Consider the following 16,262-nt stretch of genomic DNA (forward strand, 5'->3'; position numbering starts at 1 on the left):
ATGGAGGACGACCCCTTCACCAGCGCCGCGCGAGAGCGGTTCGGGCAGGAGCTGTTCGCCCTTCGCCAATTGGCGAAGGCAGCGCGCCAGATGGTCGCGAAACTGAGCAGGGGCAACGAGACGCGGCTGCTGGCAACCGCCCGCGAGGGACTGGCAAATGCGGAGCATCACTCGACGACGGCAATCGAGAGCCTTGCGGAAGGCGGCCATGGCGAGGCGATCGCGGCCTATCTGTCGCTGCATGAGGCGTTGGGCGACAGCGTCCTGAGCATCGACTTCATCGTCGAATTCGACAGCCAGCTCGACGAAGTCTCGGGCAAGTCCGCCCAGCCGAAGCTCCAGCGCCTGTGGGCCGATCTGGAAAGCCAATTCGACACAATAAAGGCTTCGACGGGGTCCCTCGCCGAGGCGGCGAGAGACTTTTCGCACAGCATCGACGCGAAGGAGACAGGCACCATGGAACCGGAAGACAACGCAACCGCCGTTGCGGTCGAGGAACTCGGCATCACCCTCGCCACGATGATCTCGGAAGGAGGGGGTTCGGTTGCCCGCGGGCGCAGCTCGGGCGCCTTCGCGACGGTGACCGACCAGATGGCCGCCTCGCTCAACACCGCCGGCTTCCCGACACTCGGCGACACCGGCACCGTGGAGGTCAAGCGGCAGCGCCTGATCGATGCACTCAGGAACAATTTCGCCTTCAGGGAACAGGACGGATACCGCGTCTATTACCGTACCGACCGGCGGACCGTGACGCGCGGTGCCAGTGGCGATTCCGATCTGCTGCGCGGCGGCCAGCGCGTGAATGCCGATCTGCTCCAGGCAGAAAGTGACGCGGTCGAGGACATTATCGGCCGGCTGCCCGTCACCACCCGTTTCGAACTTGCGCGGGGTGCCGAAGCCGGCCCGCCGCGCGAGCGCGCCGCCATTCGCGATGAGCTGAATGGCCTGGTCGCCAGCGCGCGCGACCCGATGGGGATCAACGCCGCTCGCGCGACCTTCCAGTTCCACCGGCTGGTGCTCGCGATCCTGGAGTATCTGCAGGAAGGCGAGGCGCTTCCCAAGGCGCGGACATTCTCCCTCGTCCCCGGCGACGGGATCGAGAGAATCATCGCCTGGCTGTCGACCTTCCGCGACGAAGAGGTGTGTGCCCCGACAAGCCTGGTCGAGGACGAGGAACTGCGTGCCGAGCTTGCCAATCTGCTGGAATTGCTCGCCTCGATGGGCGGGCGCCTCATCCGCGACCCGCACCGCTATCGCCTCGGCCTCTACGCCGCGCGTCTCGAGGCGCAGCTCACCTGCGCGCTGACCAGCGTGGATCTGCTTGAAGCCGCGCTGGAGCAATCGGGCACCGACATGGACGAACAGGAAGTCCAGTTCCTGTCGCATGGCAAGGGGACGAGGACCCAATTGTCCATCGGCCAGTTCCTTCGCTGGGTGGACAGCGTCGCGCGGCCCTTTGCACAGGCGGGCAACCGTGCCGCTGAATTGCGCCAGAGCGAAGCCGTGCTCCTCGCTCTTGAGCTGGCCGCGCTGGCCGAGGCAGCCAATTGCTTCAAGCATGCGGCGCGCAGCATGGGCATCGCGCGACTGGGCGCGCACCAGCAGCTGGTCGAGCTGACCGGCTACCTGACCGCTGCCGCCGACAATGCCGGGGAACTCGGCGGAAACCCGCGCGCCCACTATTCCGCCACCGCCTGATCGATCAACGCACCGGAGAGACCGCCATGGCCAACAATCCGAAAACCCTGGGTGAACTCAACGATCTGCTTGCATCCTTGCAGGCCCTTCGCTCGACGATGGTGCGCGACGCCCGCGACGAGCTGGCCAAGACGCCTGCCCAGGCCGAGCTGATCAACCAGTATATCAGCGATGCCGAGGCACTGTTGATGGACGCGCTGAAGCCGGATCCCGGTGCACCCGACAGCGACAACGGCCTCGCCCGCCTGATTGGCCTCGGCGACAATGTCGCGTCGCGGCTCGACGAAGTTCGACCGGTCGGGCTGGTGCCGACCTATGACGACCAGATCAGCCGCGAGCGCCTGGCGGCGGTCGGCGATCTCTATTATATCTACCAGCACGAGCGCGCCGGCGTGTTCCGCGCCGTGCTCAAGCTTCAGCAACTCTTCCAGTCGGGCGAGGTGCGGCTTTCGGACGGGCCCGGCGCGCTGGCGCTCTATCAGTTCGATCGCAAACGGGTGTTGCGCTATACCCAGCGCGAGCGGCGGTCGGTCTATCGCAAGGTGTTCGGCTATACCGAATCCCTGCCGCCCGCCGGTGCCGAGCCGAACATCGCCTTCCACGCCTTGCTCAGCACCTTCTGCCAGCACGTATCGCGTTTCTTCGAAGACAAGCGCGTGTCGGAAGTGCTGCGTCCCGATGGCGGGCGCGAGACGTTCGGCAGCATGGCGGTGGTGCGGCGTTCAGGCCTGGACCTGCGCCAGAATCTCAAACACGTCTCCTACGGCCATGTCGCCGTGCTGCGCAGTGAAGTCCTCTCGCTACTCCAGGAAGCGTTCGACATTCTCGGTTCGCCAGATATCGTCAATCTGTTCGGTGCAGATAGCGGTTGGGACGTGCTGGAGGAAGTAATGAAGCGCTATCTCCACGAAATCCCCGTAACATCTCAGCGCAGTCGTATGGCGGTCACCGGGCGTGATATATTACGCTGGCTGGCGGAGGATTATCTCCTCACAACGGTGCGAATTGATTTCGAATCTCTACTTGAAGCTATTGTCGACGCATGCGACGATTGGCTGACAAGCGCTGAGTCGTTGGGATTGCGCAAACAACCGGGATTGATCGATAACAATGTCGTTTCGTTCAGGCCGGCTGCGCGCGCAGCAAAGGCATCACTCTTCTGATTAACTATTAGCGGGGACGGATCAATGTCAGCGAGCCTCCGCGCGCGAGAGCCCGAGAACTGGGTAATCAACGCAACGGAACGAGTGATCGCCGGGCGCCGGGCGACCCCGACCGTTCACAAGCCCGCGCCCACCAGCGAGTTGCTGTCGCTGCGGGAACGGGAAATCGCGCAGCTGGTGACATGCGGCCTGTCCAACAAGGAGATCGCCCAGACGTTGCGGATCAGCCACTGGACCGTATCCACGCATCTGCGGCGAGTCTTCGCCAAGCTCGACATCAATCGCCGCGTCGAGCTTTGCCGCCTCGTGACCAATGAGAACGCCCCCCGCCTGCCCGGCTGAGCCGCGGCAAGACGCCCCTATGCCCGCCCCTCAAGCGAGCGCATCCGTGCGTAGAGGAAATAGACCAGCAGCCCGATCCCGTTCCAGATCAGGAACGATATCTGAGTCACCCGCTGCAGGCTCATGAACAGATAGCAGCAGCCGAGGATCGCGGCGGGCGCCACCACCCAGGCAAGCGGCGTGCGGAACGGCCGCCGCGCCCCGGGGCTGCGCCGGCGCAGCACCAGCACGCAGGTCGCCACCGCGACGAAGGCGCACAGCGTCCCGGCATTGGCGAGCGAGGCGATCACGTCGAGCGGCAGCAGCCCGGCAAGGATAGCCACGAAGATCGCCGTCACCGCCGTGATCCGCGCCGGCGTGCCGCGCGTCGAGATTTCGGCAAGCGCCGGCGGCAGGAAGCCGTCGCGCGCCATCACCAGGAAGATCCGGCTCTGCCCGTAGAGAAAGGCGAGCAGCACCGTCGGCAGCGCGATCGCTGCGGCGGCCGCGACCACCGTCGCCACGCCGCCGCTGCCCAGTTCCCGCAGGATGAGCGCGAGCGGTTCGGCGCTCTTCGAGAAGACGGTGTAATGCACCGCGCCCACCGCCGCCGCGGCGACGATGATGTAGATCAGGGTGCAGGCGACCATCGATCCGACGATACCGATCGCCAGGTCGCGGTCGGGGTTCTTCGCCTCCTCCGCCGCCGTCGAGATCGCGTCGAAGCCGTAAAAGGCGAAGAAGATGATCGCGGCCGCGCCCATCACGCCATATTTCACCCCGTGATCGTCGGCGACGCTGCCATAACCACTCGGCGCGAAGGGGTGGAGGTTGGCGGCGTCGAAATGCGGCAGCGCCACCGCCACGAACAGCGCCAGCGTCACGATCTTCAGTATCACCAGCGCCGAGTTCAGGCGCGCGCTCTCCTTCGTGCCGAGCATCAGCAGCCCCGCCACCACCGCGATGATCAGGATCGCCGGCACGTTGATGCCGGCATTGGCGAGATGCAGGCTGTGATCGGCCAGGCTTCCTTCAAGCGACGGTCCGTGAGTCATCGCGTCAGGCAGGATCACGCCGAGCCCTTTCAGGAACCCGACGGCATAACCCGACCAGCCGACCGCGACGGTCGACACCACCAGCGAATATTCGAGAATCAGGCTCCATCCGACCACCCAGGCGATGATCTCGCCCAGCGCGGCATAGCTGTAGGTATAGGCACTGCCCGACGCCGGGATCATCGTCGCCATTTCGGCATAGCAGAGCGCAGCACAGGCGCAGATCGCCCCGGCGACGGCGAAGCTCAGCAGCACTGCCGGCCCGGCCCGATCGGCCCCGACGCCGATCAGCGTCAGGATACCGGTGCCGACGATCGCACCGACGCCCATCGCGACGAGATGCGGCCAGGAGAGAGTCCGCGCGAGGCGCTGATGCTCGGGCTGCTCCTCGCCCGCGACGATGGTCTTCAATCTGAACAGGCTGCGCATCTGGTCCCCCGGATTTTGCGCGAACCTAAGCCCCTTCGGCACATCGGTGCAATGCTGACGCGCGCGATTGCGGCGCTACAGCCCGACCGATCGGTTTCAGGAGAGGCAATCATGGAGATGCCCCCATTTCTCCCTCTCCCACAGAAGGAGAGGCAGAAGCATCACCGCAGGCTTACCTTCGCCGTCACCGACAGTCCCGGCCGCAACCGCGCCATCGCCGGCTGACCCGGATCGAGCCTGATCCGCACCGGCACGCGCTGGACGATCTTGGTGAAATTGCCCGAGCCCGGCTCGAACGGCAGCAGCGTGAACTCCGATCCCGACCCCGGCGCGAAGCTCTCGACCTTGCCGGTCAGCGTGTCGCCGTCCAGCGCATCGACCTTGATCGCCGCGACCTGCCCGGGAATCATTGCCCGCGTCTGGGTCTCCTTGAAATTGGCGACGACATAAAGCGCCTGCGACGGCACCAGCGTCAGCAGCCGCGATCCGGGCTGGACATAGTCGCCGGTCTGCACCTGCCGATTGCCTACCACACCGTCGATCGGCGCGCGGATGATGGTGTGCCCCTGATCCTGCCGTGCCAGATCGAGCGCCGCCCGCGCCCGCACCGCCGCGGCTTCGGCCTGGGCGAGTTGCGCCAACAGCACCGGCCGACGCGCGTGAGTCACCGCCGCCTGCTCGCTCGTCACATCGCGATCGGCGCGGACGCGGTCGCGGGCAGACGCGGCGCCGACCGCCGTCGCCCGGACACGCTCGACATCGCGTCGGGTGACGAACCCCTGCGCCACCAGCGTCTCGAAACGATCGCGGTCTGCGGAGGCACGGCCATATTCGGCATCGGCTGACTGAATCGACGTCTGGGCGGCGCGCACCTGAGCCGCGGCAAGACCTTCATCGGCGGTGAGCCCCGCCAGCGCCGCTCGTGCCGTCGCCACGCCAGCATCGGCATCCGCCACTGCCGCCCGGGCGGCCGCGAGCTTCGCGTCGAATTCCTGCGCATCGATCTGCACGAGCGGGTCGCCCGCCCTCACCGGCTGGTTGTCGCGCACCAGCACCGCCGACACGAGCCCCCCGACCTTGGGCGCGACCGAACTGCTGTCGGCCTTGAGATAGGCGTTGTCGGTGCTTTCGGCCGTGCGCGGCGACAGCAGCCAGGCGATACCAGCCACCGCGATCACCAGCGCGATCGCCGCCGCGACCAGCGGATTGCGGCTGACCCTGAATCGCCGCTTCGCATCGACCGGCACGTCGATCGTCGCCGCCATGTTCATGAGATCACCAGCAGGGTGGAGGTTGCCGTGGCGAGGATCCTGCCCGAGGCGTCGGTCAGCTTCGCCTCGGCGAAAGCGACGCGGCGCCCCATGCTGATCACTACACCTTCGGCCCGCACCACGCCGGTATCGACCGTCATGCCGCGCACATAGGACACCTTCAATTCAAGCGTGGTATAGCCCTGGCCCGGCGCCAGCTTCGAATGCACGGCGATGCCGCAGGCGGAATCGAGCAGGGTCGCGGCATAACCGCCATGCACGCTGCCGATCGGATTGTAGACGCGCATGTCGGGATTGCCCTCGAACACCGCGCGGCCTTCGTCGATCTCGACCAGCGAGAAATCCATCGTCCTGCCGATCGGCGGCTGCGCGTCAGTCGCGATCATCGCGCGCAACTGCTCGATGCCGCTCATCGCGGTCCGGTCGATCGTATCGGTCATTGCGTTTCCCCGAGCGAGAAGCGGGCGATCACCGAGGCCTTGGCCCGGTCGAGGATCGCATCGGACTGGGCGGGATCGGCAACCGCGCGTGACAGGGTCACCGCGCCGACCATCTCGGCGAGCATCGATCCGCCCGCGGCCTCGGAATCGGCAATACCGTGCCGGTCGAGCGCATCGGCCAGCCGCCCGGTCAACCCTGCCACCCCCTGGCCGAAACGTGTCCGCGCCTCCGGATCGAGCCGCGCGAGATCGCCGGACAGCGCCGGCAGCGGGCAACCATGCTCGCGCGCGTCGCGATGCCCGGGCGAAAGATAGAAATCGACATAGGCGCGCAGGGCCGCGCGCGGATCGTCGCCGGCGGCCGTGGCGTCGAAGCGGCGTCCGGCGCTTTCGAACATCGTCTCGATGGCGGCGGCGACCAGCGCCTCCTTCGAATCGAAATGCGCGTAGAAGCCGCCATGGGTAAGCCCCGCCCGCGCCATGATCCCGGCCACGCCGACACCCCCGGGACCCTTGGCCCGGATTTCCCGCGCCGCCTCCTTCAGGACACGCCGCCTGGTCTCGCTCTTGTGATCGCTGTCGTAGCGCATGGCCTTGTCGATCTCCTTTATATGATGCATATAATATAAAGGCTGCCAAGGACAAGCACCGATGTCACCCCCTCCTGTCGTCGGTGCGCCGATCGATCCCATGGCGCTTCCCGATGTCCGGAAATTCCTGATCTTCGGGGTGATGGCGTTCGGCCAGTTCATGGCGCTGATCGACATCCAGATCGTCGCCGCCTCGCTCAACGAGGTGCAGGCCGGCCTTTCCGCCGGGCCGGACGAGATAAGCTGGGTCCAGACCGCCTATCTGATGGCGGAGCTGGTGATGATCCCCTTCGCCGCTTTCCTCGCCCAGTCGATGTCGACTCGCTGGCTGTTCGCGCTCTCGGCTGGGCTGTTCACCGTCGCGAGCGCCCTGTGCGGCCTGGCGTGGAGCATCGAATCGATGATCGCCTTCCGCGCGCTTCAGGGGTTCGTCGGCGGCGCGATGATCCCCACTGTCTTCGCCACCGGTTTCGCGATGTTCGAGGGCAAGCAGCGTGCGATGATCCCCGCCATCCTCGGCATGGTCTCCGTCCTCGCCCCCACGCTCGGGCCGACGCTCGGCGGCTGGATCACCGATGCGGCGGGCTGGCGCTGGGTGTTCTACGTCAACGTCCTGCCCGGCACGCTGGTCACCCTGTTCGCGATCGCGGTCATCAAGGTCGACCGTGCCGACCTGTCGATGCTGAGGAGGATCGACTGGGTCCATCTCGCCTCGATGGCGGTATTCCTCGCCGGCCTCGAATATGTGCTTGAGGAGGGGCCGAAGAACGACTGGTTCGGCGACACCGGCATCGCCGCCGCGGCCTGGGTCGCGTTCATCGCCTTCCTGCTGTTCCTCGAACGCTCTCTCCGGTCGAGCAGCCCGATCGTGAAGCTTTCTCCCTTCCGAAAACCGACGTTCGTCTTCGCCTGCGCCTTCAACCTGGTGATCGGCTTCGGCCTCTATGCCGGCACCTATCTCGTGCCGCTCTTCCTCGGCCGGGTGCGCGGCTACAACGCCAGCGAGATCGGCACGACGGTATTCATCGCTGGCGTCGTTCAGTTCTGCGGCGTGCCGATCGCCGCCGCCCTGTCGCAACGGGTGGACCAGCGGATCATCATCACCTTCGGCCTGAGCCTGTTCGCGGCGGGCCTGTGGCTCTTTTCCTACATGACGCCCGACTGGGGTTTCGCCGCGCTGCTGGTGCCGCAAGCAGTGCGCAGCTTCGCGATCATGCTGTGCATCGTCCCAAGCGTCGGCCTTGCCCTCAACGGCTTTGCCGGGCCGGAACTGCGCTATGCATCCGGGCTGTTCAACCTGATGCGCAATCTCGGCGGCGCCATCGGCATCGCGCTGGTCACGACCTGGCTTCAGGACATGAGCCGTCTCCACGCCCTGCGGATCGGCGAAGCGCTGGGCAGTTCCTCACGGATCGCCACCGATACGCTCGGCAACCTCGCGCGCATGATGCAGACGATGACACCCGACCCGGCTCGCGCGATGATGATGGCTGAAGCGGTGATGGGCCGGATCGTCGGCCGCGAGGCGCTGACCCTCGCCTTCAACGATGTGTTCCGGATCATGGCGTGGCTGTTTATCGCCGCCCTGGTGATGGTGCCTTTCTGCCGCCCGCCGAAGCAGGCAGGCGCCGCGCCGGTCGACGCGCATTAACGGTCTTTACCCGAGCGCTCGTTCACTGGATATCGAGGGCCTAGGGAGACAATCAATGCGCCTCTTGCTTGCAGGCTTCGCGATCACGCTGCTTGCCGGGTGCCGACTTCCGGCATCCGATGCGGCGGATAGCGCCAATCAGCCCAGCGAGGCCGTGGTCGAGACCGAACTGCAAAACGAGCAGGATTCGGTCGAAGACAATATCGCCAACGAGGCCAAGGCGGACGCGCGCAACACGACGGCGAACGCCGACGCGGCCGACGACGATACGCCCGATCGCTTTGCCTGTGGCAAGGATCTCATGGTCCAGGTCGTCTATGGTGCCGACGATGGCACTGCGCGATTGACCGCCGCCGGCAAGACGATGGCACTGCTCGCCGCAGACGGCGCCTCGGGCGGCCCATACAGGACGGACGACGGCATCACCCCCGGCAAGAGCCTGACATGGTCAGTCAGAGGTACAAGCGCAACGCTCGTGCAGGCGCAGCGCAATAGCCCGAAAGACTCTCCCGGAGAAACGATCGTCCAATGCGAGGCGGTGGACTGAAAACCAGCGGTGCCGGTCAGGAGCATGCGATACCGCGTTAACTCCAGCCGCCGCCGAGCGCCTTGAACAGCGCAACCGCCGCCTGCGCCTTGCCCGCCGCTGCGTCACTCGACCGCCGCTCAGCGACGAGGAGCGATTTGCGTGCCCGTGCCAGCGCGAGCCGGTCGTCCTCGCCACTCGCCACACGCTGCTCGGACAGCGCGAAAGCGGAACGCTCGCGGACCAGCGCAGCCGCCGCCTCCTGCGCCCCGATTCGCGCATTCAGGAACCGGTTGATCGCCGTCTCGCTGTCCGACAGCGCGCCGAGCACCGCCTTCTCGTAACGCGCTGCCGCGCCCTGCCCGCGTGCGTCGGCGGCGCGGATCTGCGCGCGGATCGTGCCACCCGAAAAGATCGGCCAGGAGACGCTCGGCCCGACCTGCAACCGCATGCTGTCGGCCGAGAACAGGTCGCCTGGATTGCGCGCCTGCTGACCGATGCCACCCAACAAGCTAAAGCGCGGGAACAAGTCGGCCGTGGCGACCCCGATATCCGCCGTCGCCGCCGCAAGCTCTCGTTCGGCCTGGCGAACGTCAGGGCGACGCTCAAGCAGGTCGGATCGCACGCCGACCAATATCTCGTCCGGGCTGATCGGCAACGGCGCTGGCATACGCAACGTGGCACCAACCTCCTCCGGCGTCGAACCGACGAGCGTCGCGATGCGATACGCCGCCGCCGTCGCGTTCGCCTCGGCATCCGGCACGGCGGCGGCGCTTGCGCGCGCCGCGCCCTCCGCAGTCTCCGCATCCAGCCGCGAGGCCTCACCCGCGCCGAAACGCAACCGGGTGAGCCGCGCGAGATCGGCATCAGCGTCAGCGGTCGCCCGGGCCGTCGCGGCATTGGCCTGCGCGGTTCGCAGGTCGAGATAGTTGCGCGCCACCTCGGCGATCAGCGAAAGCATCACGTCGCGGCGCGCGAACAGCGCCGCTTCCTCCCGCGCCGCCGCCGCCTCGCCCTGCCTGACATGGCGCCCCCACAGGTCGATCTCCCAGCTCGCGTCGAAACCGCCGTCGAACAGGCGGAACTCGCGCTGGAAACCGGGAATCTCACCGATCGGCAGTTGCCCATTCCTGCTCAGCACATTCTCGGTCGCCGATCCATTTGCCGTCACCGAGGGCAGGCGCGTGCCCGCCACCGCACGGCGATTCGCACGCGCCTCCGCAAGCCGCGCCTCGGCTTCGGCGAGGTCGGGACTGTTCCCGATCGCGCGCGCGACCAGCGCCGAAAGCTGTGCGTCGCCGAAGCGGTCCCACCAGGCTAGGTCGACCGCGCCAGGCGTGCCGGGCTCAGTCCAGCCCACACCCGACGGTACCGAAGGCCGTTTATAGTCGGGCCCGACGGTGCAGCCGGCCAGCGCGGCGCCCGCGAGCAGTACGGCAGGGAAACGAGGCATGGGGATCACTCCATCCGGGCGCGGAACAGCCACGCGGCCGCGCTCAAGGTGACGCAGGCGATGATGACGAGCGGCCAGAGCTGATGGAACACCGCGGCGGCCGGCATCGCCTTGAGGAACAGGCCCTGGACGATGACCAGGAAATAACGGGCGGGATTGGCGTAGGTCACGACCTGCAGCCAGCCCGGCATATTGTCGATTGGACTGGCATAGCCCGACAGCAGGATCAGCGGTGTGGTCACCAGGAAGGACCCGAGGAACGCCTGTTGCTGGGTTGCCGACGCTGCCGATACGAGCATCCCCACCCCGATCAGCGCGAGCATGTACGCGGTCAGCGAGAGATAGAAGAGGATCAGCGACCCGGTGAACGGTACCCCGAATATCAGCGGCGCGACGATCAGGTAGAGCGTGCCGTTGAACAGCCCGACCAGCAGTGGCGGAACCATCTTGCCGATCAGCACCTCGTGCACGCGGAGCGGCGAGACCATCAGCTGGTCGAACGTGCCAAGCTCCCGCTCTCGCGCAATGGTTTGCGAAGTTATGGACAACCCCGCCACCGAGGTGATGATCGCGACCAGCGACGGCAGGGTGAACCAGATATAGTCGAGCGACGGGTTGTACCAGTTGGTCACGACGCTGCCACCGCTGGCATCCCCGCTCCCCTGCGACCGCGGGGCGAGATCGGCACCCACGCTCCCCGCGATCTGCGAGAGATAGCCCGAGACGATCTGCGCCGCGTTCGATCGGCGGCCATCGAGCACCACGCCGATCGTCGCCGGCTGGTGGGCCGTCACCGCCCGGTCGAAATCCTCGTCGATCACCACGGCGGCGATCACTTCCTGCCGGTCGACCGCCTGCTCCAGTGCCTCGGGCGAGTTCAGCCGGCGGATCGTCCGGAAGTTCGGGCTGCCCGAGATGCGCGATACGATCTCCGCACTGTGCACGCCGCTGCTGCGGTCGAGGATCCCGATATCGACATTGCGGACTTCGAGCGTGGTGGCGAAGGTGAAGATGAAAAGCTGGATCAACGGCGGCAGCACCAGCACGAGCCGCGCCTTCGGATCGCGCAGCACCGCCCAGATCTCCTTGACGATCATCGCCCGAAGCCGCCGCATCAGTCGAGACTCCTGCGCGTGGCCCGGAAGCTGAGGAAGAAGAACAGCGCCCCGAAACCGAGCATGATCGCGATGTTCGGCAGGATCAGCGCCCATAGGTCACCCGCCAGGAACACCGTCTGGAGCGACGGGATCAGATACCGCGCCGGCACTGCATAGGTGATGAGCCGGATCGGCCAGGGCATGGACGCGATCTCGAACAGGAAGCCGGAGAGCAGGAAGGTAGGCAGGAAGGCGGCGAGCAGCGCGACCTGGCTCGCCACGAACTGGTTCTTGGTGGCTGACGAGATGAACAGGCCGAGCCCCAGGGCCGGCATCAGGAAAGCCGAGGCGATCGCGAACAGCGCGACCACCGATCCACGAAACGGCACGCCGAACGCGACCACCGCGAGCACGCTGCACAGCGCCATTGAGGCAAGGCCTAGCAGGAAATAGGGAATGACCTTGCTGGCGATGAACTCGGCCATGCTGATCGGCGTCGCCATCATCGCCTCCATCGTGCCGCGTTCCCATTCGCGCGCGACGACCAGCGCGGTCAGCAAGGTTCCGATCATCGTCATCACGATCGCGATGGAACCGGGAACGAGGAAGAAACGGCTGCGCAGGCCGGGATTGTACCAATAGCGTGGGTTGACGCCGATCGGCGGCGCCACCTGGCTCGCTCCTCCATCCGGTCCCTCCGCGGCGGCCCAGCTCGCCCGCACGCCCTCGCCATAGGCGGCCGCGAAACTGGCGGTGTTGGGCTGGGACCCGTCAGTGATGATCTGGATCGGGGGCGCCTTGCCGCGTGTCGCGCCTTTCCCGAAATCCTGCGGGATGACGATGATCGCGCGGACAGCGCCATCGACCATCATGCCGCGTACGTCAGCCACCGACCTTGCCATGGCCACATCGAAATAGGGCGAGTTCCGATAGGCCTGGGCAAGATCCAGGGCCGGCGCGCTGCTGTCCTCCAGCACAAGCGCGATGCGGGTGCGCGGCGTGTCGAGCGACACCGCATAGCCGAACAGGAACAGCAGGATCAGCGGCAGGACGAAGGCGATCAGGAAGGTGGAGGGATCGCGCATGATCTGCGTGCCCTCCTTGCGCACCAGCGCCGCCAGCCGGCGCGGGTCGAAGCGGATGCCCGCCTTGCTCATGCCGCTTGCACCGTATCGCGGTTGCGATCCGATTGCTCGATCAGCGCGATGAAGGCATCCTCCATCGTCGGGTCCTCGACGCCCGCGATCTTCGCTGCATCGGCCTTCAACGCATCGGGCGTGCCGGTCGCGATCTGCTCCGACCGGTAGATCAGCGTCACCCGGTCGCAATATTCGGCTTCGTCCATGAAGTGCGTGGTGACCAGAACGGTCACGCCCTTCTCGACCAGCCCGTTGATATGAGTCCAGAACTCCCGTCGCGCCACCGGGTCGACACCGGAGGTCGGCTCGTCAAGGAACAGCACCGGGGGCTGATGCATCACCGCGCAGGCCAGGGCGAGCCGCTGCTTGATGCCTAGCGGCAACAGCCCGGCATTTTCGTCGATATGCTCGCCCAGCGCGAAGATGTGGATCATCTCCTCGATCGCGCGCCTTGCTCGCGCCCGGTCGAGATCATAGGCGCCGGCGAAGAAATCGAGATTCTGCCGGATGCTGAGATCGCCATAAAGCGAGAATTTCTGCGCCATGTAGCCAAGCGAGGCACGCGCATCCGCCCGCGCCAGACGCAGGTCGTTCCCCGCGACCGATCCCGTCCCGCTGGTCGGCGTCAGCAGCCCGCACAGCATCTTGAACGTAGTCGACTTGCCCGCGCCGTTAGGCCCGAGCAGCCCGAAGATCTGCCCGCGCGGGATTTCGAACTCGATGTCGTGCGCGGCGGTAAAATCGCCGAAGCGCCTGGTCAGCCCCCTGGCTTCGATCGCCGGCGTCTCGGTCTGCTCGATCGTGCGATAGGCATGGGCGAGCGCGCTCGTCCCCGGCGGCCCACCGCCCAGTATCTCGATAAAGCCGTCCTCGAAGCGTGGCTCCGCTTTCCCGACCTTGGTCTTCGGCCCCGCATTGAACGCCGCCGCATCGGGCACCGCCACGTCCCTGGCGAGCAGAAGCCGAACCGACCGCCCCTGGATCGATCCGTCGATCACATCGTCGCGATCGAGCGCATGAGTCAGGAACTGACGCCGCCGTTCCTCGAACCCGGTCACGCGGATCACCCGGTCCTTCACCTTGCCGGTCAGGTCGGCCGGCGGGCCCTCGAACAGCAGCTTTCCTTCGCTGAGCAGATACACCCAGTCGCATTTCTCAGCCTCGTCGAGATAGGCGGTCGACCAGAGCACACCGATGCCCTCGCCGGTCAGTTCACCAACCATCGACCAGAGCTCGCGCCGGGACACCGGGTCGACACCGACGCTGGGTTCATCAAGCAGCAGCACTTTCGGGGTACGCACCAGCGCACAGGCCAGGCCGAGCTTCTGCTTCATGCCGCCCGACAGCTTGCCTGCCAGCCTGTCCTGGAATCGCCTGAGGTCGGTGAAATCCAGCAACCGGTCAAAGGTCGCCCGATGCTCGTCCTCGGGCAGGTCGCGGACCCGCGCATAGAGCGTCAGGTTCTCGATCACCGTCAGGTCTTCGTAGAGGCCGAAGCGCTGGGGCATGTAACCGAGATCGCCAAGCGCATCGACCGGCGCCCCTCCGAGCAGCTCGACCCTGCCTTCGGTAGGCGCCATCAGTCCGGCAAGGATGCGGATGAGCGTCGTCTTTCCGGCGCCGTCCGGCCCGACGAGTCCGGTCAGCCGCCCCGGCACGATCGACAGCTTCACACCGTCGAGCGCCGGATGGCCCGCGCCGAAGCGCTTGACCAGTCCTTCAGCGCTGGCGACGGCGTCAGCCACCGGCCTAGTTCCGATGCGCCGGGCGGGCGCCGGGCACGCGCACCGTGACCGGCTGGCCCTGGCGCAGCGCGTCGTCGGGATCGGTCACGATGACGCGCAGGCGATAGACCAGGTCGGTTCGCAGGCTCTCGGTCTCGACCGACTTGGGCGTGAATTCCGATCGCGGCGAAATATACCCGATCGTGCCGCGATAGGTCCGGGGGTTGCCGTCAGCGGTAACCTGCACCGCCATGCCGGGGCTGATCCGGCTAAGTGCCGTTTCATCGATATAGGCACGCACCCGCAGCGGCCGGTCGATCGACAGGGTCAGCACCGTCTCGCCGGGCTGGACGATCGCACCCGGCTCTCGTGCGCGGGTCACCACCGTCCCGGCCGTTGCCGCGACCAGCCGTGTGTCCGACAGGTCCGTCGCCGCATTGCGCCGCGCCTCGGCCGCCGCCTGGACCTGCGCCCTGGCCGCGTCGATATCCTCAATGCGCGATCCCGCCGCGAGCAGCGACAGGCCCTGCCGAGCCTCGGCAAGCTGAGCGCGGGCGCGGTCACGGTCGGCGACGGTCTTGTCCCAGACATCATGGCTGATCGCGCCGGGACCGACCAGCGGCTCGCGGCGGCGATAATCCCGCTCGCTATTCTCCATCACTGCCTGCGCCGCGGCGACACGAGCGCGAGCCTGGGCGATATCCTGGCTGCGGTTGCCGTTGCGTAGCTTGGCGAGCTGCGCCTGGGACTGGGCGAGCTGGGCGTCCGCCTGGCCGATCCGGCTGTCGAGCGTCGCGGTGTCGAGCGTGGCAAGCGGCTGGCCCTGGCGAACCTTTGCCCCCTCCTCCACCGCGATACCGCTGATCCGCCCGCCGACACGAAAGGCCATGTCGACCTCGCGGATATCGACATTGCCGTGCAGGGTCAGCTCACCCTCCCCGGCGCGCGGGAAGATACCGAAGCCTCGGGTCGCGATGCCGGCGATGACAAGGGCGACGGCAACGACGATCAACACGATGATGCGGCGGTTCATACCAGCTTCTCCATCAGGATGCAGTGCACGTTCGCGCGCAATCGGGCGCGCAGCAAGGTGGCGGTGTCCTCATCGATCCGCTCGACGCCCATCACCCGGCAGACCGAGGCACGACCGGCACGCAATACCAGCGCCTGGCCGAAGAACAGCAGCGCGAGGGCGCGGACCTCGCGATCGGGGAGATCGGTGCGGATACCCGCCAGGAGGGCGACGAAAGTGTCGGCCAGCGGCTCCATCGCGCCGCGATAGATGCGCTCGAACGCCTCGGTCGGATCGAGCTGCTCGCGAATGATGAAGCGTGCCCAAGTCTCCGTTTCCGGGCGCAGCATCATCTGGGCGAAGCCGTCGATCAGGCGGAGCAACCACTCCACCGCCTGATCGCGCGATTCGATCGCCGCCGCCCGGGCAGCAGCGAACACCGGCGCCTGGAGTTCCGATATGCCCTGGCCGATCCGGTCCGCGGCGGCGAGGTACAGGCCCTCCTTGCCGCCGAAATGATAGGTGATCGAGGACATCGCCGCACCCGACGCCTTGGCTATCTGGCGCGTGCTTGCCCCTTCGAAGCCATGACGGCCGAATTGTTCGATCGCGGTATCGAGAAGAGGTTCGCTTTTCACGAAACAATTGTTAGTTCGATCGAACGAACAATGCAACGGCTGCACCTCTGCTTGT

At 66.5% G+C, this 16,262-nt stretch carries 15 protein-coding genes; 5 read left to right on the forward strand and 10 right to left on the reverse strand.

The genetic code is table 11. The features are described 5' to 3' along the window. From P0Y59_12530 to P0Y59_12540, 3 genes are read left to right on the forward strand one after another with little or no spacing between them, the layout of a single operon-like run. Entirely contained in the window at positions 1-1,698 is a 1,698-nt protein-coding gene (locus P0Y59_12530) for a hypothetical protein (GenBank protein ID WEJ97795.1), read from the forward strand. Positions 1,699-1,724: 26 nt separating this feature from the next. Continuing rightward, complete coding sequence (locus P0Y59_12535) at positions 1,725-2,861, forward strand: hypothetical protein (GenBank protein WEJ97796.1); 1,137 nt, start codon at positions 1,725-1,727, stop codon at positions 2,859-2,861. 24 nt (positions 2,862-2,885) lie between these two features. Then, a complete protein-coding gene (locus P0Y59_12540) occupies positions 2,886-3,203 on the forward strand; it encodes a LuxR C-terminal-related transcriptional regulator (GenBank protein WEJ97797.1) in 318 nt (105 codons plus the stop codon). A gap of 17 nt (positions 3,204-3,220) precedes the next feature. Here the strand turns inward: P0Y59_12540 and P0Y59_12545 are convergent, their stop codons facing one another. The 4 genes from P0Y59_12545 to P0Y59_12560 all read right to left on the reverse strand — a co-directional run bounded on the left by P0Y59_12545 (position 3,221) and on the right by P0Y59_12560 (position 6,967). Continuing rightward, positions 3,221-4,666 (reverse strand): amino acid permease, encoded by a 1,446-nt coding sequence (locus tag P0Y59_12545; protein ID WEJ97798.1) that lies wholly within the window; start codon positions 4,664-4,666, stop codon positions 3,221-3,223. A gap of 161 nt (positions 4,667-4,827) precedes the next feature. Beyond that, complete coding sequence (locus tag P0Y59_12550; protein WEJ97799.1) at positions 4,828-5,931, reverse strand: HlyD family secretion protein; 1,104 nt, start codon at positions 5,929-5,931, stop codon at positions 4,828-4,830. Positions 5,932-5,933: 2 nt separating this feature from the next. Next, entirely contained in the window at positions 5,934-6,377 is a 444-nt protein-coding gene (locus tag P0Y59_12555; protein WEJ97800.1) for a PaaI family thioesterase, read from the reverse strand. Continuing rightward, positions 6,374-6,967 (reverse strand): TetR/AcrR family transcriptional regulator, encoded by a 594-nt coding sequence (locus P0Y59_12560; GenBank protein ID WEJ97801.1) that lies wholly within the window; start codon positions 6,965-6,967, stop codon positions 6,374-6,376. The genes P0Y59_12555 and P0Y59_12560 overlap by 4 nt, the downstream gene beginning before the upstream one ends. Positions 6,968-7,028: 61 nt before the next feature. On the opposite strand from P0Y59_12560, the gene P0Y59_12565 reads away from it, so the two are divergent. Further along, the gene (locus P0Y59_12565) at positions 7,029-8,618 is read left to right on the forward strand and encodes a DHA2 family efflux MFS transporter permease subunit (protein WEJ97802.1); all 1,590 of its coding nucleotides are present in this window, start codon (positions 7,029-7,031) and stop codon (positions 8,616-8,618) included. A gap of 55 nt (positions 8,619-8,673) precedes the next feature. Continuing rightward, on the forward strand, positions 8,674-9,165 hold the full coding sequence (locus P0Y59_12570) for an MliC family protein (protein WEJ97803.1): 492 nt from the start codon (positions 8,674-8,676) through the stop codon (positions 9,163-9,165). Between the two features lie 37 nt (positions 9,166-9,202). Here the strand turns inward: P0Y59_12570 and P0Y59_12575 are convergent, their stop codons facing one another. Genes P0Y59_12575 through P0Y59_12600 form a run of 6 tightly spaced genes read right to left on the reverse strand, consistent with a single transcriptional unit; the run spans position 9,203 to position 16,207 of the window. Beyond that, positions 9,203-10,597, reverse strand: coding sequence for an efflux transporter outer membrane subunit (locus P0Y59_12575; protein ID WEJ97804.1), 1,395 nt, complete (start codon positions 10,595-10,597; stop codon positions 9,203-9,205). 5 nt (positions 10,598-10,602) lie between these two features. After that, entirely contained in the window at positions 10,603-11,712 is a 1,110-nt protein-coding gene (locus P0Y59_12580) for an ABC transporter permease (protein WEJ97805.1), read from the reverse strand. Then, entirely contained in the window at positions 11,712-12,851 is a 1,140-nt protein-coding gene (locus tag P0Y59_12585; protein ID WEJ97806.1) for an ABC transporter permease, read from the reverse strand. The genes P0Y59_12580 and P0Y59_12585 overlap by 1 nt, the downstream gene beginning before the upstream one ends. Continuing rightward, complete coding sequence (locus tag P0Y59_12590; GenBank protein ID WEJ97807.1) at positions 12,848-14,578, reverse strand: ATP-binding cassette domain-containing protein; 1,731 nt, start codon at positions 14,576-14,578, stop codon at positions 12,848-12,850. Before P0Y59_12590 ends, P0Y59_12585 begins: the two co-directional genes overlap by 4 nt. A 4-nt stretch (positions 14,579-14,582) precedes the next feature. Beyond that, entirely contained in the window at positions 14,583-15,590 is a 1,008-nt protein-coding gene (locus P0Y59_12595) for an HlyD family efflux transporter periplasmic adaptor subunit (GenBank protein WEJ97808.1), read from the reverse strand. Further along, positions 15,587-16,207 carry a CerR family C-terminal domain-containing protein gene (locus tag P0Y59_12600; protein ID WEJ97809.1) on the reverse strand — a complete coding sequence of 207 codons (621 nt, stop codon included), beginning with the start codon at positions 16,205-16,207 and terminating at the stop codon, positions 15,587-15,589. The genes P0Y59_12595 and P0Y59_12600 overlap by 4 nt, the downstream gene beginning before the upstream one ends. Positions 16,208-16,262 lie beyond the last annotated feature (55 nt).

The organism is Candidatus Sphingomonas phytovorans, assembly GCA_029202385.1.
GTDB classification, from domain to species: domain Bacteria; phylum Pseudomonadota; class Alphaproteobacteria; order Sphingomonadales; family Sphingomonadaceae; genus Sphingomonas; species Sphingomonas phytovorans.

What these genes read in the sequence shown, in the direction of transcription:
- P0Y59_12530 (WEJ97795.1), top strand. Translation starts at nt 1, where the DNA reads ATGGAGGACGACCCCTTCACCAGCGCCGCGCGAGAGCGGTTCGGGCAG.
- P0Y59_12535 (WEJ97796.1), top strand. Translation starts at nt 1,725, where the DNA reads ATGGCCAACAATCCGAAAACCCTGGGTGAACTCAACGATCTGCTTGCA.
- P0Y59_12540 (WEJ97797.1), top strand. Translation starts at nt 2,886, where the DNA reads ATGTCAGCGAGCCTCCGCGCGCGAGAGCCCGAGAACTGGGTAATCAAC.
- P0Y59_12545 (WEJ97798.1), bottom strand. Translation starts at nt 4,666, where the DNA reads ATGCGCAGCCTGTTCAGATTGAAGACCATCGTCGCGGGCGAGGAGCAG.
- P0Y59_12550 (WEJ97799.1), bottom strand. Translation starts at nt 5,931, where the DNA reads ATGGCGGCGACGATCGACGTGCCGGTCGATGCGAAGCGGCGATTCAGG.
- P0Y59_12555 (WEJ97800.1), bottom strand. Translation starts at nt 6,377, where the DNA reads ATGACCGATACGATCGACCGGACCGCGATGAGCGGCATCGAGCAGTTG.
- P0Y59_12560 (WEJ97801.1), bottom strand. Translation starts at nt 6,967, where the DNA reads ATGCGCTACGACAGCGATCACAAGAGCGAGACCAGGCGGCGTGTCCTG.
- P0Y59_12565 (WEJ97802.1), top strand. Translation starts at nt 7,029, where the DNA reads ATGTCACCCCCTCCTGTCGTCGGTGCGCCGATCGATCCCATGGCGCTT.
- P0Y59_12570 (WEJ97803.1), top strand. Translation starts at nt 8,674, where the DNA reads ATGCGCCTCTTGCTTGCAGGCTTCGCGATCACGCTGCTTGCCGGGTGC.
- P0Y59_12575 (WEJ97804.1), bottom strand. Translation starts at nt 10,597, where the DNA reads ATGCCTCGTTTCCCTGCCGTACTGCTCGCGGGCGCCGCGCTGGCCGGC.
- P0Y59_12580 (WEJ97805.1), bottom strand. Translation starts at nt 11,712, where the DNA reads ATGCGGCGGCTTCGGGCGATGATCGTCAAGGAGATCTGGGCGGTGCTG.
- P0Y59_12585 (WEJ97806.1), bottom strand. Translation starts at nt 12,851, where the DNA reads ATGAGCAAGGCGGGCATCCGCTTCGACCCGCGCCGGCTGGCGGCGCTG.
- P0Y59_12595 (WEJ97808.1), bottom strand. Translation starts at nt 15,590, where the DNA reads ATGAACCGCCGCATCATCGTGTTGATCGTCGTTGCCGTCGCCCTTGTC.